The 25,054-nt window shown below is 41.6% G+C and carries 21 protein-coding genes; 13 read left to right on the forward strand and 8 right to left on the reverse strand.

Going from position 1 to position 25,054, the window contains the following annotated elements:
- Positions 1–19: 19 nt before the first annotated feature.
- Positions 20–265, reverse strand: a complete 246-nt coding sequence (locus DWZ47_RS01005; protein WP_004299385.1) for a DUF4248 domain-containing protein — start codon at positions 263–265, stop codon at positions 20–22.
- A gap of 142 nt (positions 266–407) precedes the next feature.
- Complete coding sequence (locus DWZ47_RS01010; RefSeq protein ID WP_008650185.1) at positions 408–887, reverse strand: HU family DNA-binding protein; 480 nt, start codon at positions 885–887, stop codon at positions 408–410.
- Positions 888–1,218: 331 nt separating this feature from the next.
- Here DWZ47_RS01010 and DWZ47_RS01015 point away from each other — a divergent pair, with 331 nt between their 5' ends.
- Genes DWZ47_RS01015 through DWZ47_RS01025 form a run of 3 tightly spaced genes read left to right on the forward strand, consistent with a single transcriptional unit; the run spans position 1,219 to position 1,840 of the window.
- A complete protein-coding gene (locus DWZ47_RS01015; protein ID WP_004299387.1) occupies positions 1,219–1,485 on the forward strand; it encodes a DUF3791 domain-containing protein in 267 nt (88 codons plus the stop codon).
- On the forward strand, positions 1,482–1,616 hold the full coding sequence (locus tag DWZ47_RS01020; protein ID WP_004299388.1) for a DUF3990 domain-containing protein: 135 nt from the start codon (positions 1,482–1,484) through the stop codon (positions 1,614–1,616). The genes DWZ47_RS01015 and DWZ47_RS01020 overlap by 4 nt, the downstream gene beginning before the upstream one ends.
- 20 nt (positions 1,617–1,636) lie before the next feature.
- Complete coding sequence (locus tag DWZ47_RS01025) at positions 1,637–1,840, forward strand: DUF3791 domain-containing protein (protein WP_004299389.1); 204 nt, start codon at positions 1,637–1,639, stop codon at positions 1,838–1,840.
- A 35-nt stretch (positions 1,841–1,875) separates the two neighbouring features.
- Here DWZ47_RS01025 and DWZ47_RS01030 read toward each other — a convergent pair whose 3' ends face one another.
- Positions 1,876–2,475, reverse strand: a complete 600-nt coding sequence (locus tag DWZ47_RS01030; RefSeq protein ID WP_008650186.1) for a DsbA family protein — start codon at positions 2,473–2,475, stop codon at positions 1,876–1,878.
- A gap of 594 nt (positions 2,476–3,069) precedes the next feature.
- Between DWZ47_RS01030 and DWZ47_RS01040 the strand changes: the two genes are divergently transcribed.
- Entirely contained in the window at positions 3,070–3,861 is a 792-nt protein-coding gene (locus DWZ47_RS01040; protein ID WP_117512109.1) for a hypothetical protein, read from the forward strand.
- Positions 3,862–3,977: 116 nt separating this feature from the next.
- Here the strand turns inward: DWZ47_RS01040 and DWZ47_RS01045 are convergent, their stop codons facing one another.
- A complete protein-coding gene (locus DWZ47_RS01045) occupies positions 3,978–4,706 on the reverse strand; it encodes a GntR family transcriptional regulator (protein ID WP_004321898.1) in 729 nt (242 codons plus the stop codon).
- Positions 4,707–4,848: 142 nt separating this feature from the next.
- On the opposite strand from DWZ47_RS01045, the gene DWZ47_RS01050 reads away from it, so the two are divergent.
- The 9 genes from DWZ47_RS01050 (at position 4,849) to DWZ47_RS01090 (ending at position 19,640) form a co-directional block, all read left to right on the forward strand.
- Positions 4,849–6,579, forward strand: a complete 1,731-nt coding sequence (locus DWZ47_RS01050; protein WP_117512139.1) for a class I mannose-6-phosphate isomerase — start codon at positions 4,849–4,851, stop codon at positions 6,577–6,579.
- Between the two features lie 33 nt (positions 6,580–6,612).
- Complete coding sequence (locus DWZ47_RS01055) at positions 6,613–7,713, forward strand: ROK family protein (RefSeq protein WP_008650195.1); 1,101 nt, start codon at positions 6,613–6,615, stop codon at positions 7,711–7,713.
- Between the two features lie 39 nt (positions 7,714–7,752).
- Positions 7,753–10,800 carry a SusC/RagA family TonB-linked outer membrane protein gene (locus DWZ47_RS01060; protein WP_117512110.1) on the forward strand — a complete coding sequence of 1,016 codons (3,048 nt, stop codon included), beginning with the start codon at positions 7,753–7,755 and terminating at the stop codon, positions 10,798–10,800.
- 11 nt (positions 10,801–10,811) lie between these two features.
- Complete coding sequence (locus tag DWZ47_RS01065; RefSeq protein WP_117512111.1) at positions 10,812–12,416, forward strand: RagB/SusD family nutrient uptake outer membrane protein; 1,605 nt, start codon at positions 10,812–10,814, stop codon at positions 12,414–12,416.
- Between the two features lie 29 nt (positions 12,417–12,445).
- Positions 12,446–13,579 (forward strand): SusE domain-containing protein, encoded by a 1,134-nt coding sequence (locus DWZ47_RS01070; protein ID WP_117512112.1) that lies wholly within the window; start codon positions 12,446–12,448, stop codon positions 13,577–13,579.
- A 12-nt stretch (positions 13,580–13,591) separates the two neighbouring features.
- Positions 13,592–14,818, forward strand: a complete 1,227-nt coding sequence (locus DWZ47_RS01075) for a glycoside hydrolase family 76 protein (RefSeq protein ID WP_117512113.1) — start codon at positions 13,592–13,594, stop codon at positions 14,816–14,818.
- A gap of 3 nt (positions 14,819–14,821) precedes the next feature.
- Entirely contained in the window at positions 14,822–16,012 is a 1,191-nt protein-coding gene (locus tag DWZ47_RS01080; RefSeq protein ID WP_117512114.1) for a glycoside hydrolase family 76 protein, read from the forward strand.
- Between the two features lie 4 nt (positions 16,013–16,016).
- Positions 16,017–18,392 carry a GH92 family glycosyl hydrolase gene (locus tag DWZ47_RS01085; RefSeq protein ID WP_117512115.1) on the forward strand — a complete coding sequence of 792 codons (2,376 nt, stop codon included), beginning with the start codon at positions 16,017–16,019 and terminating at the stop codon, positions 18,390–18,392.
- A 78-nt stretch (positions 18,393–18,470) separates the two neighbouring features.
- Positions 18,471–19,640 (forward strand): MFS transporter, encoded by a 1,170-nt coding sequence (locus DWZ47_RS01090; RefSeq protein WP_004306681.1) that lies wholly within the window; start codon positions 18,471–18,473, stop codon positions 19,638–19,640.
- Between the two features lie 2 nt (positions 19,641–19,642).
- Here DWZ47_RS01090 and DWZ47_RS01095 read toward each other — a convergent pair whose 3' ends face one another.
- The 4 genes from DWZ47_RS01095 to DWZ47_RS01110 form a co-directional block, all read right to left on the reverse strand.
- Complete coding sequence (locus DWZ47_RS01095; protein ID WP_007766934.1) at positions 19,643–20,221, reverse strand: Crp/Fnr family transcriptional regulator; 579 nt, start codon at positions 20,219–20,221, stop codon at positions 19,643–19,645.
- Between the two features lie 13 nt (positions 20,222–20,234).
- A complete protein-coding gene (locus tag DWZ47_RS01100) occupies positions 20,235–21,590 on the reverse strand; it encodes an MATE family efflux transporter (RefSeq protein ID WP_087320562.1) in 1,356 nt (451 codons plus the stop codon).
- Positions 21,591–21,718: 128 nt separating this feature from the next.
- Positions 21,719–23,431: a PKD-like domain-containing protein gene (locus DWZ47_RS01105; RefSeq protein WP_117512116.1), complete on the reverse strand. Its 1,713-nt coding sequence runs from the start codon at positions 23,429–23,431 to the stop codon at positions 21,719–21,721.
- Positions 23,431–25,050, reverse strand: a complete 1,620-nt coding sequence (locus tag DWZ47_RS01110) for a PL29 family lyase N-terminal domain-containing protein (RefSeq protein ID WP_117512117.1) — start codon at positions 25,048–25,050, stop codon at positions 23,431–23,433. The genes DWZ47_RS01105 and DWZ47_RS01110 overlap by 1 nt, the downstream gene beginning before the upstream one ends.
- Positions 25,051–25,054: the final 4 nt, after the last annotated feature.

Below are 25,054 nucleotides of genomic sequence, written 5' to 3' on the forward strand. Positions count from 1 at the left end.
ACCAGTATTCTGGACATCCTTATGGAATGTCCAGAATACTGGTGATGATTTGTACCTGTCGGGGAGTAAAAGTTCGTGTACGCGGATGATAACCTGTGGCAGTCAATAACCGGAGCAGTTCTTTATTTATTTTAATCCATTTGGTGAATATGCGTATGGCGCAACGGGGTGTAATGTTCGGATTGTACATACAAGCCAATTCCTTTTTCTTATAAGTTTTAATGCGAAACGGAATTTCTTCCTCTTCTGATGGCAATTCTTTCATGTTGATATTTTAATGTTTTAAGATGTTGTAAAGATACAAAATAAAAAAGGCGTTGTCAAGTCTTTTACAGGAATACTTTGGGAAACAGTATCCGCCCGTAGGCGGGTACTGTTTTCCTGCTTTTAAAGGCTGATGATTAGTCTTATGCTGCCGGGTCCGGTGCTTCTCCTTTGCCGTCATCCGGGTTTGGATTCGGGTTGGGATCCGGTTGCTCCGGGCTGATGGAACCATCATCGGAAGCCACCGCTTTTTGAACACTGACTTTACTTAGCATCTCTTTGAATTTGTAGCCCGGAGTGAAAATGATTTTCACTCTGCGTATCGTATCGCTATCTACATCTTTTTCAGCATCCTGACTTTCGCAATTCATACCTGGACGGAAGCATCCGAAATCTCCTAATTGAACAGAGATGCCTTTTCTAAGGTTGAGATTCAATGTATCGATCAAAGCATCGAGTACAAATTTCACTGCTCCACTGGGAACCATTCCAACTTTAGTGATTTCCTCACACAAATCTCTGAAATCCAACGTATTGGTGATTACATTTTGTGCTACATATTTTTCAGCTTTAGTTTTATCAAAGCCGAATGTTCTTTTTTTAATGACGTATCTAAGTGCCATAGTTTTTTGTTTTTTTTTAATTAGTTACTTTACTTATCAATTCTCTTTGTGATCACGATGCAAAGATACTATGGGCACTTTCCGGGGAGGTGCTTTAACGATCCTAGATGTACGTACTTTGATTCACTTTTATTTATTTTGTTTGTATGATTCTGATTTATAGATTCTTAGATGTTCTACTTTAATAGCCATTTCCAAATAGGGAGTATTTCAATCAGTTTCACGATACTCAAATGTTCTTGATAATCATAAAATATGCCGAAAAACGATGAACGTTGCAAGAATAAACACTATATTTGTACATATTACACTAAGATAATAGAGGTATAGTATGCTACATTCAAGCCAATCAGCCCCCGTTGTTGATGGCAAAGTCATGGAGTTTGTGATTTTTGCCATTGAGAGTGCCGCCCAGAAGTTGGGTATTCCGGCTCCTACTCTCTATAACCGTTTGGAAAAACTGAATCTTATCCGTCAATACCTGATAAGTGGATATGACATGCTTCACACCCAGAGTCGTGAGTACATAGCCGATACGTTGGTAGAAGCTCTTGAAAACTGGGAAGCCCATTATAAAGAAAAAGGAGAATCTGTATGAAGGTCTATCATGGTAGTACGCAGGCCGTAGAGTATCCTTTGGTCGGTGTCGGACGCGAAAACCTCGACTTTGGTAAAGGATTCTCAATCAACGTCTCATTGACGAGTGTCTCTCTTTCAAAGAATATGTAACAATAAAATAAACTGCGTTTATGATAGATGTATTAGTATGGAATAAATACACTCGTGTGGTGATGCAATTAGCGGAGCGTTTGAATATTTCTCCCGAAAAAGCATTGCACTTGTTCTATAATAGTAAGGTATATGCATTGCTTCTTAATAAACAATATCCGCTTATAACGTTGAGTGATGCCTACATCACTGATGAAATCATACTTGAGTTACAACAGCAATAATCTTGTTGTGGCTCTTAATTCTGTGTTCCAAGAGTTTATACCTTTATATATACAGTCAACTTTCCAACCCCTTCCTTTTGGATTATTCTGTCGGTAATAAAGGAATTTAATTCTTCAATAGCTACTTTTTTATTTCGTCCTGTCAGATGGCTATAATCTGTCCGGCTGATGAATAGGTGATTTTCCAAATATGTGTTGAGGCGGTCGCGACACGTCTCACGGGAGATACTATTTTTCTTAGGGCGTGTGATAGATTCTCCTCGTTGCAGCCTCATTTTGTCGCCTACTTCTTTCTTGAATGGACGACTTGCGCGGAAATTAATATTTTTCATTTGGACAGACGCTGCCCGAATTTCTTTTTTATCTTTAACCGGCGGACATTGCAACGATGTAGAGAAGAATCCGAAGTTTCCCATTTCTACATTCCAGCCGTCGGCTAGTAAATCCCGTGCTTCATTGGCAAAGGCTTCCATGGCTCCTGCCAATAAACTTCTGCTGATACCGGTGAATTTGTGGACACGATCCAGAAACTCTTCTTTATCTACGGTTCCTTTGGAGACAATACGGGCATGTAGCGGTTGTTTCTCTCCGTCAGGTGACGGTGGATTTTCAAATAAGTCATATAAAGCACTCATATTCTATTATTAATGGATTAATTACTACTATTAATTCGTTCTACCAAGGTTATTCTTTAGTTCTACCTTGGTTATCGTTTGGTTCGACCATGGTATTTGTTTAGTTCTACCTAGGTGGAACGAATTGTTATTTGCTACAAAAGTAGGTAGTTTATGTAAGAGAGAGGTGCTTTAATTGTAGAGTGGTTTCTTATTTGAATAAGATAACTAATTGAAGCCTGTCTATTTATATACATACGCTTTAATTATACAATCATCATTCTAAACATTTATGCCTCTCTCTTGTTATTTTCCGAAAAGTATTTGTACCTTTGTCATTGGAACGTAGCACGCCTTTGTGGTGTGCGATTGTGCGTTTCCTCGGCTAGTAGGAAATTGTAACGGATTTTTTAATGCATGCTGGGAAGACGCCTGTACTTCTATGACTTCTCATAGGGTACGGGCTGTCTGCCCGTATGCATTGGGTAGCCGTTACTACCTCCTACTAGCGGGATGTGACAGCTCCGTACTCTTTTATAATAAAAGGTACGGGACTAGTTAATATTATTAATCTAGTTCCGTTTTTTTATGTCAAATTGGCTCACAACAAAACAGATGTCTGAAAGACACGGCATCCAGGAGACGATTCTTAGAAATTGGGCAAATCTTGGATACATTACGAGTTCCCGAATCAACGATCAGTTGTTTTTGGATGATGAGAGTTTGGATGCTTATCTGGAAGCTCACAAAAGACTTGGTTTAGAAGCAGGTTACCTTTCTAAAATCGTAGAAGAAAAGAAACTGGAACGGGACTTTATCATTTCAAAATACGATGATCTACTATATGTATTGAGAACACAGAAGACTTGTAAACCTCTATATGAAATAATCATTCGTGAACTGGCAGCATTGATTCTTCACCCTGTTACCCGCGATATCTTCTATTCAATTTCTACAGGAGAATCAGTAGCGAAAGTGGCTGATCGGCATCGAATTACCTATGGGAAGACATTGCAAATGTATAACTCTATACTTAAAGGGTTGAATTTGAAGAAAGATATATTGGCTACTTATCGAAAGCGTGCTATCGATGCTCGTTTTTTATCTTTGGCAGACAATAATAAGAATATAAATGTTGGGCAGGAGGAGTGGATACTTCAATTGCCTGTTTGTAAAGTAGCTGATACTCGGCTGGCTAATGTCTTGTATAATCAAGATGTTCGAACAGTAAAAGACTTATTGGAAATCGTATCGGGAAGAGGTTGGAAAAGTCTGTTGAGAATAGAAGGAGTAGGAAAAACTTCCTACTATCATTTATTATCCAAACTTCAGATGATAGGTGTTGTGGATGAAAGTCTGGATCGGATTCTTGCCGGATGCTCTAATGGTAAGTTCGATAATAAATGACGGGTAGGACATAATTATGGAAAGAGAGATGATATAAAGAGGTTATTTTAAAGGAAAGATAGAAATTTCAACTTCTAAAATAGCCTCCTTATATTATATATGTATGAACATACGGTCTATCTCTCTGCCTCTATTGTATAAGTAAAGCTGTCTGCCCGATAATACCCGACGTTGTATTCAATAGGTACTCCGTTCACATCATAAACAAATCTTCTCCTTATTAATATAGGGTCATTGGATTTTATCTCCAGTTTCTCTGCAATAAATTCCCCTGCAAGTCTGGCTGAAATCTCCTCCTTGCTGGTCTTTACTACTATATTATATTGGGTTTCCAGCATTTCGTATAATGGGCGTGTATAATCTTCCTCTCCGGTTAGTGGAATATTGGGGTTGAAATAAGAGATGAAGTAAACAAACGGATATTCTTTTTTTCCTCTGACACGCTCCATCACTACACAGCGAGTGTCGGGATTGGAACCTAAATCAAAGAATGTGCCGATTTCTTCGGTTGGACGCTTTAAACTGATATGCAGCTCGAAATTGCGAATCTCGATACCTAACATCTTCATCTCCTGTGAGAAACTAAGCCAGTTCTTTACTCCGCCTACGATACCTTTCTTTACTACCTTCGTTCCGTAACCTTTCTTTCGCACCAAAAGCCCCTCAAACACGAGTTTGTTGATAGCTTGTCTTAATGTGTTCCTTGAAATGTGTAATTGTTCAGACAATTCGACCTCGTTGGGAAATAGCTTCCCGTTTTTGTACTCTTCAGATTCTATGAGTCTTCTTAGTATCTCTTCTGCCTGAATATGAAGCGGTTTATCACTATTATGATCTAATTTCATATCTATTCTGATTGGTTTATTTTCAGCAAATATAAGATTTATCAAAAAATAATCCAAGTTTTGTTTGGAATAAAAATAAAATCTATATATTTGCACAATTGAAAGTATGTATGAACATATAAAATTTAAAAACGCTATAAACATGAGAAAAGCTAATTATGATAAATTTCCTTCTACGAAGCTGACGGGGATGCTTGTTCAGGGTTGGGATAGTATCATTTCTATGTTAAAAAAGAAAATGGATGCAAGAAAAGTGCTGGCTGTGGATTTATATACAGGAGTATATGAAGAAGAAGTGCTGGATGCTTTTTCAAAAGAATTCTCCGGAAGAGTGATGAATGTACGTGATTTGATGAAACCGGAAAAAGAAATTCAAACGTTGACAGAACGCTTCATGACTGAAGATGTGTTATTCGGCTATGTTACCAATTTGAAGCTGGAAGATTATTTGGATGCGGATAAGGTGGCTGCTGCACGGAAGCAAATCAGTGAAGCAAAAGAAACCATTGTAATCATAGGTACGGGTGCTGCTGTTGTTGCTCCACAGGATGCGATGGTAGTTTATGCGGATATGGCACGTTGGGAAATCCAACAACGTTTCCGCCGGCATGAGGTAAAAGCTTTAGGTATAGACAATCGGAACGATGCTGTTTCTTTGCAATACAAGAGAGGGTATTTCAACGATTGGAGAGTATGTGATAGGTATAAGGAAAGATTGTTTGATAGGGTAGAATTCTGGATTGACACCCATGTGGCCGGGACACCGAAGATGATTGATAAGGATACTTTCTTTAAAGGGGTAGAGGCAACGGTGAACACACCGTTCCGGGTAGTTCCTTTCTTCGATCCGGCTCCCTGGGGTGGTCAATGGATGAAAGAGGTTTGCGACCTGGATCGTGAACGCGAAAATTTCGGCTGGTGCTTTGACTGTGTACCTGAAGAGAACAGCCTTTATTTTGAAGTGAACGGAGTGCGCTTTGAACTGCCTTCGGTTGATTTGGTTTTACTGAAAAGTAAAGAGTTGCTTGGTGAACCGGTGGAGGCACGCTTTGGAAAAGACTTCCCTATTCGTTTCGACTTTTTGGATACGATGGGCGGAGGTAATTTGAGTTTGCAGGTGCATCCTACTACTCAATTTATCCGTGACAGTTTCGGTATGTACTACACGCAGGATGAAAGTTACTACATGGTAGACGCGGAAGAAGATGCCGTCGTTTATCTGGGAGTAAAGACAGGAGTGGACAAAGAAGCGATGATCGGCGATTTGCGTAAAGCACAAAAAGGTGAACTGGTGTTCGACGCAGAAAAGTACGTAAATAAGATTCCGACGAAGAAACACGATCACTTCCTGATCCCGGGAGGAACCGTTCATTGTTCCGGTGCCAACAGTATGGTGCTTGAAATCAGCTCGACTCCGAACCTCTTCACTTTCAAACTATGGGACTGGCAACGCTTGGGACTGGATGGAAAACCGCGTCCGATCAATGTGGAACGTGGTAAATGCGTTATCAACTGGAATCGCGATACGGAATATGTAAATGAACACCTTCGTAATCAGTTTACGGAAGTCGCTTCCGGAGAAGGTTGGGTAGAAGAACGTACCGGACTGCATCCGAACGAATTTATCGAAACTCGTCGCCACCGTTTCTCATCACCGGTGTTGCATTACACAAACGATAGTGTAAATGTACTGAATCTGTTGGAGGGAGAAGAGGCCGTAGTTGAGAGTCCTACTCATGCTTTTGAGCCTTTCGTGGTGCATTATGCTGAAACATTTATCATTCCTGCCGGGGTGAAAGAATATACCATTGCCCCGTATGGTAAATCTGCAGGAAAAGAATGTGTAACGATCAAAGCTTACGTACGCTTTTAATAATGAAATAAATCATCTAATATCTTGAAAACTATGTATGAACATGATGAACGAATCGTAATGACGCTCGATGCGGGAGGCACTAATTTCGTGTTTTCAGCGATACAAGGCTGTCGCGAAATAGTGGAACCTATTTGCCTTCCGGCAGCGTCCGACGACTTGGAGCGTTGCTTGTCTGTTCTTGTAGAAGGTTTCCTGGAAGTTGAGAAACGATTGCCGAAACTTCCGGTAGCTATCAGTTTTGCTTTCCCCGGGCCTGCTGACTATGAGCATGGAATTATTGGTGACTTGCCTAACTTCCCGGCCTTCAGGGGAGGAGTGGCACTTGGACCTTATTTGAGGGAACAGTTTGGTATTCCGGTTTTTATTAATAATGACGGTAATTTGTTTGCTTATGGCGAAGCCTTGGCAGGCACTTTGCCCGAAGTGAATAAACGCCTGAAAGAAGCAGGCAGCAGTAAGGTATATAAGAACCTGCTCGGAATTACACTGGGTACAGGGTTTGGTGCCGGAGTGGTGATTGACAGCCGGTTACTGACCGGAGACAACGGTTGCGGCGGCGACGTCTGGATTATGCGGAATAAGAAATATCCCGAAATGATCGCGGAAGAAAGTGTCAGCATCAGGGCTGTCAGGCGAGTATATCAGGAATTGACCGGAAAGGATGCTTCTTCTTTGACTCCCAAAGATATATATGATATTGCCGAAGGGACCGCAGAGGGAGATCAGCAGGCTGCTGTCCGGAGTTTTAACGAACTGGGAGAGATGGCCGGTGATGCTATCATCCGTGCATTGAATATTGTTGATGGCTTGGTGGTGATTGGCGGAGGAGTGGCCGGAGCGGCTAAATACATACTTCCGGGAGTTATGAATGAGATGAATCGGCAGATCGGCACATTTGCAGGAGCTTCTTTCCCTTGTTTGCAGATGGAGGTGTTCAATCTGTCCGAAAAAGAGGCATTTGATAAATTTCTGGAGGAAAAAGACAAGATGGTGAAAATACCATTTTCGGAGAGAGAGGTGCATTATGCCTGTCACAAGAAAATAGGCATTGCTGTTTCTACATTAGGAGCAAGCAGAGCCGTTGCTTTAGGGGCTTATTCCTTTGCTTTGTCCCAACTTAATATCTTATAATATATGATAACTCTTCTATTAATTCAAATATAAAATATTATGAAACAATCTAATCTATTGAACGCGCAATTTGCCCGCCGGCTTTTCAGAGCGGCATTTTCGAGTTGGCAATTATTGGCTGTTATGTTGATTGTTTGTATGAATGTGGCTGTTGGTTCCAAACTGTATGCGCAATCTAATACAATCGCAGTGAAAGGTAAGGTAATGGCAGACGGGGAACCCGTGATTGGGGCTACCGTGCTGGTGAAAGGTGTATCTACGGGTACGGCTACGGATATGGATGGAAATTTTTCACTGAATGTTGCTTCAAAAGCGGTATTGGTAGTTTCCTCAATAGGATATGAAACACAGGAAGTTCCGGTGAACGGCCGCCAGTTTATCAATGTGGTGTTGAAGTCGGATGTGGTTGCTTTGAAAGATGTGGTAGTGGTAGGCTACGGTGTGCAGAAGAAAGTCAACCTGACAGGAGCTGTGTCTTCTGTTTCTACGGATGAATTGGAAGGAAAGCCGATTTCCAATGTATTGGAAGCGATGCAGGGAACGACTCCCGGTTTGGTAATTCAGCAGGGAAGTTCTACTCCGGGTAGTGTACCTTCTATTAATATCCGTGGTTTGAATACAATGAACAACAATGATCCGTTGGTGATTATTGACGGAATTGAAGGATCGCTCGCCAATCTGAATCCGGCTGATATTGAGCAGATTTCTATTTTGAAAGATGCTTCTTCTACTGCTATTTATGGTTCACGTGCTTCCAATGGTGTGGTACTTGTCACTACCAAGAAAGGAAAAGCCGGTAAGGTAGAAATCTCTTATGATTTTATGTATGGTGTTCAGCAACCTACTTCATTGCCTAAGATAGCAGACTCGTGGGTATACGCTGAACTGTATAATGAAGCGGCTGTTAATTCGGGAAGAGCTGCAAAATTCACTCCCGAGCAGATTGCGCAATATAGAAATGGTGGTCCGAATGTAAATTGGGTGAAAGAACTTTATAATCGTAATTCTCCTCAAAGTTCACACAATGTTTCGATGACAGGCGGTAACGATCAGTTGTCTTATATGGCTTCTCTGGGTTATCTGGATCAGAGTAGTATGTTCAAGGGACCTGATTATGGTTATAAACGCTACAATGCACGTCTGAATGTAAGCCATAAGGTGACGAATAACTTTACATTGAATTTGACTTCTCAATTTGCCCGTAATGACATTAAAGAACATGCTTACTGGACGGAATGGATTATCGAGCAGGCAAACCGTATGCCGCCGATTTACCCGATCAAGAATGAGGATGGCAGTTATAATTATCCTGCCGGAAGTAACTCAAACGGTTTGCAGCGTTTGGAAGAAGGCGGTTATCGCCAGAATGTGAATGATGAATTATTGGGAACCATACAAGCCGAATGGGAAGTATATAAAGGACTGAAACTGATCGGAAGTGCCGGTGGACGTGTTTGGAATAATAATTTGCATGAGAACCGGAAGGCCTTCGAAGGTACGGGAGATAGTGAAAATAAGTTGACCGAGCAATTCTATCGTTCTAAGAATATCACTACCAATCTTATGGTGACTTATAATACGAAAATAGGGAAACACTCTATCGGTGGATTATTAGGATATGCTTATGAGGGTTTCTCTGAAAAACAATTCTCTACCAGTCGTTTGACGGAAGATTCTAAATACGACATTTTTGTAGGTGATTTGAGTGGTGATAAGGTAAGTAATACAGGTTCGGGAAGTGATTGGGCTATCTATTCCGGTTTTGCAAGAGCCACTTACAATTATGATGAGAAATATTTACTGGAATTTAATATCCGTAATGACTACTCTTCTTATTTTGCTAAAGGAAACCGTTCGGGAGTCTTCCCTTCTTTCTCTGCAGGATGGCGTATTTCGGAAGAAAAATTCTGGTCTGTATTGAAACCGTATGTTCCTTCTCTGAAAATCAGAGGTTCTTGGGGATTGGTAGGTAATAACCGGATTGGTGCTTATCAATATATGCAAACGGTGTCTGTAACTAACGGTATCAGCTTCGGAGATAAACTGGCACAGACTGCTACATTTGCTTCTGCAAATCCCGATCTGAAGTGGGAAACTACCCGTATGGCTAATATCGGTTTTGAATTGGGATTATTGAATAATGACTTGAATATTACTTTTGACTGTTTTAATAACCGCACAAAAGATATTTTGGTGAATTTACCGGTTCCCGGACTGTTTGGTAATGGTGCGCCTATTCAGAATGCTGGTAAAGTAGAAACGAGGGGATGGGAGTTGTCAGTGAGCTATCGCTTGAAGACTGGCCCAGTAGTGCATAACTTCTCCGGAAATATTTCGGATAGCTTTAATGAAGTAATAGATACACGCGGTACGGAAATTATCGGTGGTTCGGATGTACAGACCATTATTAAGGAAGGTTATCCTTTGTATTCTTATTATGCATATCGTTCAGACGGATTTTTCCAGAATGAGGAAGAATGTCAGAAAGGACCGCACCTGGAAGGTATTACACCGAAACCGGGAGATATCCGCTATCTGGATAAAAATGGCGATGGTGTGATTAAACCGGATGATGACCGCTTTATCGTAGGTAATGATTTTCCGAGATATACTTTCGGCTTTACTTATGGGTTGGAATATAAAGGCTTTGATTTCTCGATGATGTGGCAAGGAGTGGGAAGACGTAACAAATGGATGCGTGGTGAATCTGTTGAGGCTTTCCATAATAATAATGAAGGTCCGGTAATGGATTTCCATCAGGATCGTTGGACTCCGAATAATCCGGATGCTACTTATCCCCGTCTGACAATGGGAGCAGAATCGGCTAATAATGCTGCAAAATCAGATTTCTGGATTCAGGACGCTAAATATTTGCGTCTGAAAAATGCGCAGATCGGATATACTTTCCCACAGCAATGGATGAAAAAACTCTATGTCAAGAATTTGAGAATTTTTGCCAGCGTGCAGAATCCGTTGACTTTCACGAAGATGAAAGGTGGATGGGACCCGGAATATACCGGAGACGGCAGTGGTCGTGCTTATCCTGTGGCAAGAGTATATTCATTTGGACTTAATGTTAAATTTTAAACTGTACCGTGATGAAAACAACTATAAAGAATTTGATTTTATCTGCTGTTTTGGTAGTGGGCGGTGCCTCTTGTGTTGACTTGGATACGGCACCGTATGACAGAGAAACGGACTTGACTTATTGGGAAGAAGATCCTGAAGCAGCTGTCAAGGCGTTGAATAATTGCTATACGTATTTGGGAAATATGGACGAACAGCTTTATAGTGAAGCTATGACGGACAATGCATATACCAAACAACCTAATGATTTTACACAAAATATTGGTAATGGTTCATATTCTACAGCCGACTCTTACGTGAAACAGGTTTGGGACGGACGTTATACGGGTATCCGTATGTGCAACCAGTTGCTCGAAAATATTGACCGGGTTCCTGATTTAGATCCGGAATTGAAGAAACGTTATATCGGTGAGGCTAAAGTGCTTCGTGCTTATAATTATTATGAATTGTATACGAAGTTCGGAGATGTGCCTTATACAACGAAAGTGCTTTCTATTAAGGAAAGTATGTCTATCGCACGTACAGATAGAGCTACTGTCATTGCTAATATGTTGGCGGATTTGGATGAAGTGATTAACGGTAATTACCTGCCGGCTTCTTATGATGCGGATAATAAAGGACGGATTACCCGTTGGGCGGCAATGGCTATCAAAGCTAAAATTTATCTGTTCGAAGGTAACTGGACGCAAGTGAAAAATATCACGTCCACCATTATGACGGAGGGAGGTTTTAGGCTCTTTGGAAGTTATGCAGGATTGTTTGAGATTGCTAATGAATACAACTCTGAAGTAATTTTGGATGCACAGTATCGTCCGACCAGCCGTGAACATCAGATGATGTATGCTTTCCTGCCACCTTCATTGGGGGGATATTCCCAGCTTTCTCCTTTGCAGGAGTTGGTAGACAGTTATATTATGCTAGATGGAAAAACAATAAGAGAAACAGGAACATCGTTTGACGAAAGTAATCCGTATGCTAATCGTGATCCACGTTTGAAAGCAACAGTGATGTATACTGGGAACTCATATACGTTGGCTGACGGAACAGAAGTCGTTATCAACTGTGAGAAAGGAGAAGGTAAAGATGGATACGGTGTAGGATCGGATTGTTCGGCTACCGGTTATTATATCAAGAAATACTGGGATAATACGTATCGTGCTACTCTTTATTCCGGTTTGAATCCGATTTTGATTCGTTATGCTGATATTCTATTGATGAATGCGGAAGCATTGGCAGAGTTAGGTGAACTGGATAAGACGGCTTGGGATGCAACTATTAAACCAATTCGTGATAGAGCCGGATTTACACTTGCTTCGGCAGTGGAATTCCCGGAAGGAGCTTCTAAAGATAAACTGATTGAGATTGTACGGAATGAACGTCGTTCGGAACTGGCATTGGAAGGACATCGTCATAAAGATATTATCCGTTGGAGAATTGCGGATAATGTATTGAATGGATGGTGTCACGGACTAAAGACAAATGATGTGGTAGGTACGGATGATGGATACGTTCGGGTTGAAAACAGAACCTTTAATGCAAATAGACATTATTTGTGGCCTATACCACAGGCTGAACGTGACTTGAATGGTAATTTGGAGCAGAATCCGAATTGGTAATTGGTTAAACGACTCAAAAAGGAATAATTATGAAAAAGATATTATGGATATGTTCAGTACTTCTGGCAATGGTATCATGCCAGGAAGATTATGAATTGAACGCAGATTTTGCGGTCCCTACGGAATTGAGTTCTCCTGCTTCTATCCAGTTGGATGTGTCATCTCCAACGCCTGTTGTGTTGTCGTGGTCAGGAGGTGGCGCGGCAGATGGCGGAATTGTATTGTACGAGGTGTTGTTTGACAAGGCAGACGGCGATTTTTCAAAGCCGCTGGCTACGGTAAAAAGTGATTTGGGAGCTGCGACCAGTTTGTCAATCACTCATGCAGCTATTAATACGATTGCTAGAAATGCAGGCATTTATCCTTTGGAAACCGGAGATATAAAATGGACAGTAAACGCTTCGAAAGGTGGAGTAGTGAAGAGAACCGACAAGGTGGCTACTATCACAGTAACTCGTGGAGAGGGAATTGATAATATTCCGGCGGAATTGTATTTATATGGTTCGGCTACGGAAAACAGTGGACAGGGTGGAATTCCGTTCCGTTGTGTAGAAGAGGGTGTTTTCCAGATTTATACAAAATTGTCAGCAGGAAATATATCATTCAAGTCAGCTACTACAGGTGAAACGTTCAGCTATTATATTGATGATAGCTCGAAGTTAAGAGAAGGAGATGGTGAAACGGCAGTCGCTGCTTCCGAAGAAGTAACCCGCTTGACTGTGAACTTTAATACAATGGCAATGACGACGGAAAAAATCGGTTCTGCTGTTCGTTGTGTTTGGGGAGCGACATTTGCTGATATAGCTGTATTGGAATATGTTGGTAACGGTAAATTTGTAGGAGAAGGCGATATTCGTTTTTATGATCCGGCGAAACCGGAAACGAATCCTCCTTTCGGCTGGATAGAGGAACGTTATTACTTTTTAGCTCAAGTAAATGGTGGAACTATGTGTTGGGGTAGAGGTGATGGCGTGAGTGCCGAACGCCCGGTAGGTGGAGAACCTGCTTCTTTCTATGCTTTGTATGAGTTCCAATGGAGTCAGTGGGATCATCTTTGGAAAATGAAAGGTAGTCTGGATTATACGCATGCGACTATCACTATCGATACGAATTCGGATGGATTGATGATACATACATTTACTAATGTGACTCCGATTAATTAATAAAACTAAGTTATGAAAAAGATAAAGACTATTTTAGCTATTCTTCCGGCACTATTATTCTCCTGTGCCGGAGATGACGTAGAGAAATATATTCCGCCTACACCGATTACTCCGTCAGAACCCGGAGAGGAAGTCGTTTATCATAAACGCGCTAAAGAGCAGTTTGATTTGATTAATCAGTGTTACCGGATCAATAGTGGGGCGACAGAAGGATTGTATAATGAAAATTATCCCAAGAAAGATGGTGATAACTCGGCTTCTTTCTTATGGCCGTATGACGGACTGGTATCCGGAGCTGCAGCTTTGCATGCTTTGGGTTATGATGTGAATTATGCGGATATGGTAGACCGGTTTGAAGTTTATTATCGTACTCCTAATGGAACTGTGGGTGGTTATGGCTCTCAAACCAATGGTACTACCGGTAGTGGAACACGTTTTTATGATGATAATTCTATTGTGGGGATTGAACTGGTAGAGGCCTTTAATTTGCTAAATAATCAAGATTATGTGACGAAAGCTAAAAGAATCGTTGAGTTCCTGCAAGCTGGTGAAGATGATACGTTTGGAGGAGGTCTTTGGTGGAATGAGGACCAGAAAGGACAGCAGGGAGTTGGTGATTCGAATAAACCGACATGTGCTAATGGATATGCAACGCTATTCTTGCTTGAATATCATTCTGTATGTCCTCAAGAGGAAAAAGCGGATGTTCTGGCTTTGGCAAAACGTTTATATGCTTGGACGTTGACTAACTTGCGTGATCCGGAAGATGGATGTTACTGGAATGATAAACAAGCAGACGGATCCATTAATAAAACAAAATGGACTTACAATACAGGTGTGATGATTTCTAACGGAGTCCGTTTATACAAAATAACGGGTGAGCAGACTTATCTGGACAGTGCCATTGCTTCTTCCGAAGGTGCGTATAATTATTTTGTACGTCCGCTTAATGGGCTGGCATTGGCTTATCCCGATCATGATCCTTGGTTCACAACAAAACTGATCCGTGCATTTATTGATATTGAGCCTTACTATAAAAATGCAGGCAATTATATCAAAACATTCATCAACTTCCTGGATTATGCATACGAAAATGCCCGTTTATCAAACGGACTGTTCTATGAAGACTGGACAGGAGCAACTCCAAAACGTGCTGAACAGTTGTTGATGCAGGATGCTGCGCTCGAATCTTTGGGAATGATTGCTTTGTACAAAGGAGAAACAGTGACAGAGGAATAGGATATGAATAGTAAAATTAGAAATATAGTTTTATTTGTATCGATGGTATTCGTGCTTCTTTCTTGTGCCGGAGAATCAAAAACGACTCCGAATAAAGATAAGGCAGAAGAAATGTTTCAGCGTGTTTGGGAACTCTACCGGGTTCCCAAATACGGCCTCTTCTCTGAATATTACCCAAGCAGTCATCGTCCTGATCTGACTTATTTTAATGATTCCACCCGGCAAGCACAGGAAGTTTCTTATCTGTGGCCTATGAGTGGTGTCTTTTCTTCAGCAGTATTGATGGCTGCCATCGAACCGGAGAAATATACAGTTTATGTCGATTCGATGGTGATGGCGATGGAACATTATTATGATACAACACGCGTTCCTTTCGGTTATCAGGCTTACCCTGTTCAATTTGGGAAGGTAGACCGTTATTATGACGATAATGGTTTGGTAGGTATTGATTACATTGATTCTTATCTGGTAACTAAAAATCCTCATTATCTGGAGAAGGCGAAACAGGTATTGACCTTTATTTTAAGTGGTTGGGATGAGAACTTTGAAGGGGCTGTTTCCTGGCTGGAAGGAGTGAAGGATCAGAAACCAGCCTGCTCTAATGGAAAAGCGATGGTATTGGCTTTAAAACTGTATGAAGCGACTAAAGACAATTACTATTTGGAGGTAGGAAAGAAATTCTATCATTGGATTGATAAATATCTGAAAGATCCTGAAAGGGGAGTGGTCTGGAACTCATGGCTTACGACGACTTCGGCTGTATGCTCGGATTTGTATACTTACAATACTGGTACTTTGCTACAAGCAGCTGTAGCTTTATATAATTATACAGGTGAACAGGCGTATTTGGATAATGCTAAATTTTTGGCAGAAGGAAGTTATAAAGTGTTTTTTAAATACACGGAAGAAGGTATTCCCTATATTGCCGATTTGCCTTGGTTTAATCTGGTTTTGTTCAGAGGATATCACGATCTGTACAATGTTACGGGAGATCCCAAATATGTGGATACCATGATAAAAGGGCTGGATTATGCTTGGGATCATGCACGCGATCAGGCCGGATTGATGTATCATGACTGGACAGGGCGGACTGATGAAAAACGCCGACCGAAATGGTTGTTGGATGCTTCGTGTGTGCCGGAATATTATGCACGTGTGGCGATGATTAAAGGAGAAGTTAAAACAGAAAAATAAATAAATGATGAAATTGAAATGGATAGGTAGCCTGTTGATTCTGGCAGGTATCGTAGGGTGCAAAACACCTGATCGTCCCAATCTGGTAGAGTATGTGAATCCGAATATTGGTACGGTTCATAGTCGGTGGTTTTTCTATACTCCGGCTGCCGAGCCTTTCGGTTTAGCTAAGCTGGGTGCATCTACAAACGGCACGTACGGAAATAATCAAGGTTGGGAGGCTGTAGGTTATGAGGACGGTCATACTTCTATTGATGGTTTTCCCTGCTTGCACGAGTTTCAGATAGGAGGAATTTCACTGATGCCTGTTACGGGAGAAGTGAAAACAAACCCCGGAAAGCTGGAAGAACCGGATAAAGGTTTCCGTTCCCGCTTTGATAAAAAAGATGAAACTGCACGTCCGGGATATTATTCTGTGTTATTAAAGGATTATCAGGTAAAGGCTGAACTTACTGCTACGGCTCGTGTCGGATTCCAGCGTTATACATTCCCGGAATCGGAGAATGCCCATATATTGTTTAATATCGGCAATCGCCAGGGCGAAAGTGGAGCTGTGCGTGATGCGTACATCAGACAGGTAGATGGAAATACTATTGAAGGGTATGTGATTACAGAGCCGGAATATGTGAAGAAATATCAGGCAGGTGCCTCGGTTGCCATGTATTTTTATGCAAAATTGGACCGTGCGCCGGAATCTGTCGAAGTTTTCTATCAAGATAGTGCTTTGATGGCTCGTAATGAAATAAAAGGGCCGGGTGCTATCATGTGTCTGAATTATAAAACAAAGAAAGACGAGATAGTCAATGTAAAAATAGGTTTATCGTATACTTCCATAGAAAATGCAAAAGTGAATTTGGAATCGGAGGCGAAAGACTTGGCTTTTGATGAGGCTATGAAAGCGACTACGGATAAATGGAATGAGTCTTTGAGCCGCATCTTGGTTTCCGGAGGTACGGAAGATAGCAAAATCAAATTCTATACCGGGTTGTATCATGCATTATTGGGTAGAGGGCTTGCCAGCGATGTCAACGGAGCTTATCCTAAAAATGACGGTACCATTGGTCAGATACCTTTGACTAAGGATGGTAAACCGGAATATAATCACTATAATACGGATGCGGTTTGGGGAGCTTACTGGAATCTGACTTCTCTTTGGGCATTGGCATATCCGGAGTACTATAATGACTTTGTAAACAGTCAGTTGCTAGTGTATAAAGATGCCGGTTGGCTAGGGGATGGTATTGCCACCAGCAAGTATGTTTCCGGAGTGGGAACCAATATGGTGAGCATCACTTTAGCGGGTGCTTATAATAGCGGAATTCGTAACTTTGATGTGGAAACAGCTTATCAGGCAGCCTTGAAGAATGAATTAGGCTGGGAAGGCCGCATTGAAGGGGCAGGCAAGATGGATGTGAAACAGTTTGTAGAGAGAGGGTATGTGCCTTATGAGAACAGTGTTCATTTCGGTACACATCCGGAAGGTTCGAGCTTCTCCGTATCTCACACATTAGAATATAGTTTTAGTGCTTATGCAGTGGCTCAATGGGCAAAAGCTTTGGGACGTACGGAAGATTATAAGCGTTTGATGGAGCTTTCTGCAGGTTGGGAAAAGTTGTTTGATGATTCGCTGAAGATGATTCGTCCGAGAGTACCCAATGGTGAGTTTATTGATAACTTTAATCCATTGGAATCATGGAGAGGTTTTCAGGAAGGGAATGCAATGCAATATACTTTCTTTGTACCGCAGAATCCGGCTCGTTTGATTGAAAAAGTCGGCAAAGATGAGTTTAACAATCGGTTGGATTCTATCTTCACAGAAGCCCGTAAGTCGATTTTTGGTGGTGGAAAAGTAGTAAATGCTTTCTCTGGTTTACAGAGCCCTTATAATCACGGAAACCAGCCCAGTCTTCATATTTCCTGGTTGTTTAATTTCTCCGGTAAGCCTTACCTGACACAGAAATGGACGCGTTTGATCTGTGATGAGTTTTATGGAACAAACGGAGAACATGGTTATGGTTATGGTCAGGATGAAGACCAGGGACAGTTAGGAGCCTGGTATGTGATGGCAGCAATGGGATTGTTCGATGTACAGGGAGGAGCTTGTGAACGGCCGACTTTCCAGATGGGCAGTCCATTGTTTGATAAGATTGAAATTAAACTTAGTCCGGTGAATGCAACTGGAAAAACGTTTGTGATTGAAACGACAGGTAATACCCCGGATGCATATTATGTACAGTCGGCTACGCTGAATGGCAAACCATTGGAACAGTGCTGGTTGTACCGGGATGAACTCTATAAAGGTGGGACATTGAAACTCACAATGGGAAATCAACCGAATGAGAAATGGGGAGTGGAAAATCCGCCTCATTGTTCTGAATAAACAGCTTATTTTCCTCGGTGTCGATGTTGCTTGACAGGACACCGGGGATTTTACATTTTATAATATAGTGGGTTAAACATGAAAACACAAAATTCTATTTATGCCGCCCTTCCCGTTCTTTTCGGGTTCTTTGTAATGGGCTTCTGTGACATAGTCGGTATTTCGTCCGATTATGTTCAACGTACTTTCAACTGGTCTCCCGTGATGACGGGATTTGTTCCTTCATTGGTTTTTATCTGGTTCCTGTTTTTAGGTATTCCTGTTGGAAATCAGATGAACAAATGGGGACGTAAAAATACGGTTTTACTTAGTATGGGAATAACGGTAGTGGGTATGCTGCTGCCATTAGTCGTTTATAACAGTGCGACTTGTATGATAGCTTATGCTCTTTTGGGAATTGGCAATGCCATTTTACAGGTTTCACTGAATCCGTTATTGAGTAATGTGGTAACCAGCCAACGTTTGCTGACAAGTAGTTTGACGGCAGGACAAGTGATTAAAGCTGTGTCTTCTCTCGTCGGGCCGGAGATTGTGTTGCTGGCTGTAGCACATTTTGGAGATGACAAATGGTATTATTGTTTTCCTATATTAGGCTTTATCACGTTATTGTCTGCCATTTGGCTGATGGCTACACCTGTTAAACGGGAAGCTTCCAGTGCCGCAACCCAACAACTTTCTATCAGTGATACTTTTTCTTTGTTGAAGGATAAAACGATTCTGTTGTTGTTTCTGGGTATCTTTTTTATTGTGGGAGTAGATGTTGCTACCAACTTTATTAGCTCCAAACTGATGGCGGAACGATTTGACTGGACGGCAGAACAAGTAAAGTTTGCCCCACAGGTTTATTTTTTAAGCCGTACGGTAGGTGCTTTGCTGGGTGCTTTCTTGTTAGCCCGTATTGCTGAAATGAAATATTTCCGTGTGAATATTGTTGCCTGTATTTTCTCTTTGCTTATTCTGGCCTTTGTAAAAAATGATATGGTGAATCTGATTTGTATCGGTGCTGTCGGCTTCTTTGCCTCATCCGTATTTTCTATCATTTATTCGATGGCTTTACAGGCAAGGCCGGAAAAAGCAAACCAAATTTCAGGATTGATGATTACTGCTGTTGCCGGTGGCGGAGTAGTTACCCCGGTGATTGGGTTTGCAATAGGAACAGTAGGTGTTATTGGAGGCGTTTTTGTTACTTTAGCTTGTGTGTGTTATTTGACTTATTGTGCTTTTGGGGTGAAGACCGCGAAAGCGTAGTATTATTGCGGAGAAGATGCTATCTTCGCCCGAATCCTACTTAGCGACTGCGGAGTTATCCACAAGTAAGACGCAATATGTTTTAAAGGTACATATTGCAATAATTCCGGAGTCTCTTTGATAAGGTTGAGATAGCGTTCTTTAGCCCGTGGGCTTCCCGAGCTGATAAGCCAGTTCTCCTGTTGAAGAAACTGATGATCCATGAGGCGGAGCCCCAAATTAGCGAGTCCGATGGATGAGGCGAATAGCTGATTCAGAGCTGTTCGGGAAATACAATAGGCCACACTGTCACACATGACCTCAATATTTATTAATGAGTAGGCATTATCTACATAGCCCCAGACGGAGAAAGCAGCTTCTCCGTCTGAAGCAAACCAGATGGTAGTATCCACTCCGTCTTTATGATAATAGGCTCGCCATATTCCTGTCTTGATAAAATAAAGATTACAGTTCTTTGTCCCCTCGCGTACTATTAAATCTCTCTTTTTGAAATGTACCTCTTCCATACAGTTCAGTAGAGACTGTACATCGGTTTCTGATACCTTGTATCTATCGCAAAGTTTTTCAATGAATGTTCTCATATTGCAAAGATACTTATCGTCGGCAGACAATGAAACGATCTTTCAAATAAATTCCGAAAATATAGAAAGTGGTTAATAACTCTGCCAATGGTACGGCTAGCCAGATACCCGGTATACCCAATACCGGAGGGAGCGCAAAGAATCCCATCAACATAAATACGACTCCCCGGAGAAGAGTGATAATTGTTGCTCGCTGACCTCTTTCGACACTCTGATAATAACCAATGCCAATCATGTTGACGGCAAAGAAAATGAATCCTACTCCGAAATAAGGAAGCCCGTTTACTGCTATATCAAATGCAGCGTAGCTGCGGTCAATGAATAACGAAACGATGTCTTGGCAGCATAGTACGGTAAGAATGAAAAAGCTGATACCGCAGATTAAAGCGGTCCGAATGGCGAGATGTAGTGTCTTTCGTACACGCTCGGGTTGTCCGGCTCCGAAGTTATAGCTGATAATCGGCTGTGCGGATTGTGCAATGGCATTATAGACCATGAAGATGATAGGGAAGAAGTAACAAGCAATACTGAATGCTGCCACTCCGTCTTCACCGAGATGGCGGATGAAAACGTAGTTCCCCAGAAACATCATACAGGCAATGGAGGCTTCACTGATAAAAGCAGAACTTCCCTGTTTAATCATATAACCGATGTTGCGAAGAGTCAGTAACAGACTTTTGATACTTAACTTTATCCGGCATAGATGGAGGGTACGAGAGAAGCGGAGTAAGTAAATCAGTGTCATCAACCCTCCCACAACAGTCCCCAGACTGGTGGCAAAAGCTGCTCCCATTATTCCCCAACCAAATTCGAAGATGAATATATAATCCAGTATGATATTGAGTATGGCTGCAACCGCATTACACATCATGGCATAGGTGGGTGAACCGTCCAGACGGATGCAGAACATACCTATATTTAAGACTTCGTAGAATACGAGAAAAGGAATGTACCATGCCATATATTCTACAGCTAACGGCAACAATCGGTCCGAACTACCTAATAATCTGGCTAATGGCTCTATAAAATAAAGGCACAGAGCAGACAGGATAAGTATGAGCAATGCGGAAAAAGCAATTGCCTGAGTGATATTAATACTTGCTACTTTGCGTTTTCCCTGAGATAAATGAATGGAAGCCACCACCGAAGCTCCCACTCCGAACATCAGTCCGATACCCGCTGCGATCATAAAAAGCGGTGCAGTGATATTTACTGCCGCCAGCGCGTCACTGCCAATTCCTTTTCCTACAAATATCCCGTCCGTAATAACGAACAGAGCCGAGAATACCATCCCAAGTACCGTAGGAATTAGTAACTTACGGAACAACGTGGAGATGTTCATACTGCCGAAATCAATACTATCTTTCATAACTTTCTACCTTTGTCGTTGAAAATGGCGACAAAGGTAGGGTTATGGGAGGAGATAAAAATTACCATTTGGTAATTTTTATCTCTATATTTAATAGCGAAAAGAATCTCTTATGTATATTCTATCAATTATTTGAGCATGTTGAAATCCTTTATTCCAAAAACTTCAGTGGATATTTCACCCAACCAACCGCTTTTACTATTAACACCCACTTGTACTTTGATAAAATCAACGTACTTCAGGTTTGCATCCTTACCGTCGAAAGTTACAGCATGGGATATCTTGAAATGATTGTCAGACGGTCCGGCATTATAGTTGTCATCATCTGTCAGACGATCAATGGCGCTGAAATTATCAGCATATCCCCATTCATAACTATCATTTACCCAATAAGTACCATTACCGGATTGATCGTAATTACGCTCTTTCAGGCGAGTACCTCGCAAAGTATATTGTTTTTCCTTTACCCAGGCGGGATAATAATAATCTTGCCGGTGAAAAGCACCCAGATAATCAATAGACCCACTTTGACCATGATTGTCTGTCCATGGGGTGGGAAGCTGAATACCAGTTGGTTTATGATAGGTGACGGCATAGTCCTGCCAGGTTTCGGCTTTCCCATATTCGGATCCGCGCAATTCATACCAAGTGTCATTAGGTAACCCATCACCATTTTCGTCCTGCATTACCCATACAATTCCCGGTTCTGACGAACCATCAAAAGCGTTTCCTGTAATAGCAATGTTGTAATCTCCATCATTCACGATACTATGATCGAATCCAACGATGATGTATCCACCGAATCCGCCTAGGGAAACATAAGCCGTCTGATTGATTCGTTCTTCTGCATAGGTGCAGGCTTCTGCCATAGTTGTTGTGTTATGATTCTCATTGATGAATTGACCGGGAGCCGGTAAATATTCATATACTTTGTTCATTGACGCAGAACTTGTGGCGCTAATCTTCCGCTGGTATGTTCCTGCGGGAGGGCAAACATTGACTTTTAATGTTTGCGTAGCGAGTATATATGAGTTCTTCATTTCGACCTTTACCGTGTGTTCTCCCTGCTGCTCGGATGTAAACAGATAAGTATCATTTTCTCCGGATTGCACTTGTTCATTGTCCACGGTCCATGTATAGACTGCATCCAGTGCATTATTCACGTCAACCGGTTTGATACGGATAGTTCTGCCGGCTGACATGTTATATTCCGTTTGCAGGAATGTCCAGTTGAAATCTACTTGATCCGGTGAACAAACTTCTACTTTGAAAGTTACTTCGTCATCGCCATCTTCATTGTGAGTAGCAAAACGAACCTGATATTCGCCAAGTTCGGTTGTGGGGAGAGTACAGGTTAATTCGCTCGAAATATCTTCACCGTTTATTTGCCAGGAGTAACTGGTTTCCAGAAAAGAATCTACTATAGGTGTAATGGTTAGTTCAGAGCCTTGAAGCACTTTGAAACCTTTGTTGGCATCCGCAATAGAGATAGTCGGTATATCAAGTTGAAAGACATCGATACGTATCTCTTTTTCTGTTGTCCCTCCGGCATTGGTGGCAGAAATCAGAATGAAATACCTGCCTGCTTCATCGGCTGAAAATGTCAGGGTGGAAGCGGTGCAGATACTCTTTCCATCTATTGTCCAGTTAAAGGTCGTTTCCGAATCGGTATTTTCATAAACAGGAGCGATGGTTATCTCCCGACCAATTTTTGTTTTATAGATGGGGGATTCTTCTTTCAGGGTAATGACAGGAGCGGAAAGAAGAGGAGAGTCCTCCTCTTCTTTCACGCATGATACTAATGCGAACAGAACAAATAAAAGAAGTATAATATATTTCATTAGAATCTCACTGCTACGTCATCATAAGCAAAATAGGCGGGTTGGCTGAAACCATATCCGTTATCATTACTTCCAGTGACATTAAAGTCTATTTTGACCACTTTGCCTAATGCGGATAAATCCCATTTTGTCCATTCAAGTATATTACCCTCGGCTCCGACCAGATAAAATTCCGGACGTGTAGCTACTTCTTTTCCATCTTCATCATAACCGATAGCAACCAGTTTCACCCAATCATCTTTGCCTGCGGGTGCGGTCAAACCGTTACCGTTGGCCACACAGTTGGCTAGGTAGGTCGTCATAGTCACATACATGTGGTCAACTACACGAGCAACTCCGTCTCCAAAGTAAATATAGGGTAATGGACCGTTGGCATATCCGGAATTGTCTGCATAGCCGTAATGTACGCAGAAGTTTTTGGAACCATTATGTCCTCCAAAACCAGTTTTTGCATCCTGATAATAAACCGCTAGTTGGTGCTGGAAGTCTCCATGAGTAAGATCCATATCCAGATAATTGGAAATTGCGTGTCCGCCACCCCAGTATTGGTAATCACCCCATCCGTTAGGAAGTTCGGAAGCAAGAAAAGTATTGTTTGCATCACTCCAGTTATAGAGTTGGTTATTCTTAGGATAAAGTAGTGAGCCACCATATTGTTGGCTGTCAATTAATGATGACCAGTTTCTTTCTCCTACCATGTTAGCATCACCTTTATAATCAACATCCTCGAATGTCAAGAAGTGTGCTTCACGCACTGCTCTTAATTGCATTTTTATTACTTTACCGAAAGCTTTGGACGGAGTGACAAGTATTTTAAGTTCACCATCTTTGACATCATCACCTGAAACTGCCGGAGCTGTGATTCTTAAGTCTTTATCATTAAGAACCGCTGTCCATCCTTGCGGAATAGCAATTAATGTTGCGTCGTTTATATTGGCAGTTGTAAGAAGATACGTCCTTGTTTCATTAGACGAGAACAAGGTATAATCCCTATTGGCAATGTCAAATGTATATGTTTCCCTTTTGGGCAATGTGAACGACGTTCCATCTGCAAGAGTAACTAGTACATGATTGTCATTAACTGTAACAGATTTGAAGAAAGAGTCTCCGTCTTGTCCTTCCGCTTTCACAGGTTTGCCGTCTGTTCCGTTAATGCGTTTGGCTCCTTCGCCTGTATCAACGGTCCAGTATCCGTCACTGTCAACTCCCATAACTGGAGTTGTACCTGTCACTTTTAACTTGTTAGTTGCATCCGGCAGCCATTCTGTAGTACCGTTGGTAGTAATGGTCCAGTAATATATTCCGTCTTCGTCAGCTTTCACTCCAATCACAGGAGCATCTGTACCATTCTTTCCATTTTTGATAGATACGGTGCTTCCATCACTGAAAGTTAATGTGTAGCCATCAGATGTCTGTTCCGTGTTGGTGATTACTTTCCCTTGATTTAATGCGTCTACCAAACTCTGTAAAGTTGTAATTTCAGAGTTCATTTTCTTGACTGTTGTTTCTAGTGTTTCTACTCGTCCGTCGAGATCATTGACTTTATCCCAAAGATCATCGTCATTGTAGCAACTGCATACTGTAACGACAGTGAGCAGTAAAAATAGAATTTTCTTCATTGCT

Source organism: Bacteroides sp. AF32-8BH, assembly GCF_003435205.1.
Classification (GTDB): Bacteria; Bacteroidota; Bacteroidia; order Bacteroidales; family Bacteroidaceae; genus Bacteroides; species Bacteroides ovatus.

What these genes read in the sequence shown, in the direction of transcription:
- DWZ47_RS01050 (WP_117512139.1), top strand. Translation starts at nt 4,849, where the DNA reads ATGAGAAAAGCTAATTATGATAAATTTCCTTCTACGAAGCTGACGGGG.
- DWZ47_RS01040 (WP_117512109.1), top strand. Translation starts at nt 3,070, where the DNA reads ATGTCTGAAAGACACGGCATCCAGGAGACGATTCTTAGAAATTGGGCA.
- DWZ47_RS01030 (WP_008650186.1), bottom strand. Translation starts at nt 2,475, where the DNA reads ATGAGTGCTTTATATGACTTATTTGAAAATCCACCGTCACCTGACGGA.
- DWZ47_RS01010 (WP_008650185.1), bottom strand. Translation starts at nt 887, where the DNA reads ATGGCACTTAGATACGTCATTAAAAAAAGAACATTCGGCTTTGATAAA.
- DWZ47_RS01065 (WP_117512111.1), top strand. Translation starts at nt 10,812, where the DNA reads ATGAAAACAACTATAAAGAATTTGATTTTATCTGCTGTTTTGGTAGTG.
- DWZ47_RS01015 (WP_004299387.1), top strand. Translation starts at nt 1,219, where the DNA reads ATGCTACATTCAAGCCAATCAGCCCCCGTTGTTGATGGCAAAGTCATG.
- DWZ47_RS01110 (WP_117512117.1), bottom strand. Translation starts at nt 25,050, where the DNA reads ATGAAGAAAATTCTATTTTTACTGCTCACTGTCGTTACAGTATGCAGT.
- DWZ47_RS01105 (WP_117512116.1), bottom strand. Translation starts at nt 23,431, where the DNA reads ATGAAATATATTATACTTCTTTTATTTGTTCTGTTCGCATTAGTATCA.
- DWZ47_RS01060 (WP_117512110.1), top strand. Translation starts at nt 7,753, where the DNA reads ATGAAACAATCTAATCTATTGAACGCGCAATTTGCCCGCCGGCTTTTC.
- DWZ47_RS01005 (WP_004299385.1), bottom strand. Translation starts at nt 265, where the DNA reads ATGAAAGAATTGCCATCAGAAGAGGAAGAAATTCCGTTTCGCATTAAA.
- DWZ47_RS01090 (WP_004306681.1), top strand. Translation starts at nt 18,471, where the DNA reads ATGAAAACACAAAATTCTATTTATGCCGCCCTTCCCGTTCTTTTCGGG.
- DWZ47_RS01080 (WP_117512114.1), top strand. Translation starts at nt 14,822, where the DNA reads ATGAATAGTAAAATTAGAAATATAGTTTTATTTGTATCGATGGTATTC.
- DWZ47_RS01100 (WP_087320562.1), bottom strand. Translation starts at nt 21,590, where the DNA reads ATGAAAGATAGTATTGATTTCGGCAGTATGAACATCTCCACGTTGTTC.
- DWZ47_RS01070 (WP_117512112.1), top strand. Translation starts at nt 12,446, where the DNA reads ATGAAAAAGATATTATGGATATGTTCAGTACTTCTGGCAATGGTATCA.
- DWZ47_RS01025 (WP_004299389.1), top strand. Translation starts at nt 1,637, where the DNA reads ATGATAGATGTATTAGTATGGAATAAATACACTCGTGTGGTGATGCAA.
- DWZ47_RS01055 (WP_008650195.1), top strand. Translation starts at nt 6,613, where the DNA reads ATGTATGAACATGATGAACGAATCGTAATGACGCTCGATGCGGGAGGC.
- DWZ47_RS01045 (WP_004321898.1), bottom strand. Translation starts at nt 4,706, where the DNA reads ATGAAATTAGATCATAATAGTGATAAACCGCTTCATATTCAGGCAGAA.
- DWZ47_RS01020 (WP_004299388.1), top strand. Translation starts at nt 1,482, where the DNA reads ATGAAGGTCTATCATGGTAGTACGCAGGCCGTAGAGTATCCTTTGGTC.
- DWZ47_RS01075 (WP_117512113.1), top strand. Translation starts at nt 13,592, where the DNA reads ATGAAAAAGATAAAGACTATTTTAGCTATTCTTCCGGCACTATTATTC.
- DWZ47_RS01095 (WP_007766934.1), bottom strand. Translation starts at nt 20,221, where the DNA reads ATGAGAACATTCATTGAAAAACTTTGCGATAGATACAAGGTATCAGAA.
- DWZ47_RS01085 (WP_117512115.1), top strand. Translation starts at nt 16,017, where the DNA reads ATGATGAAATTGAAATGGATAGGTAGCCTGTTGATTCTGGCAGGTATC.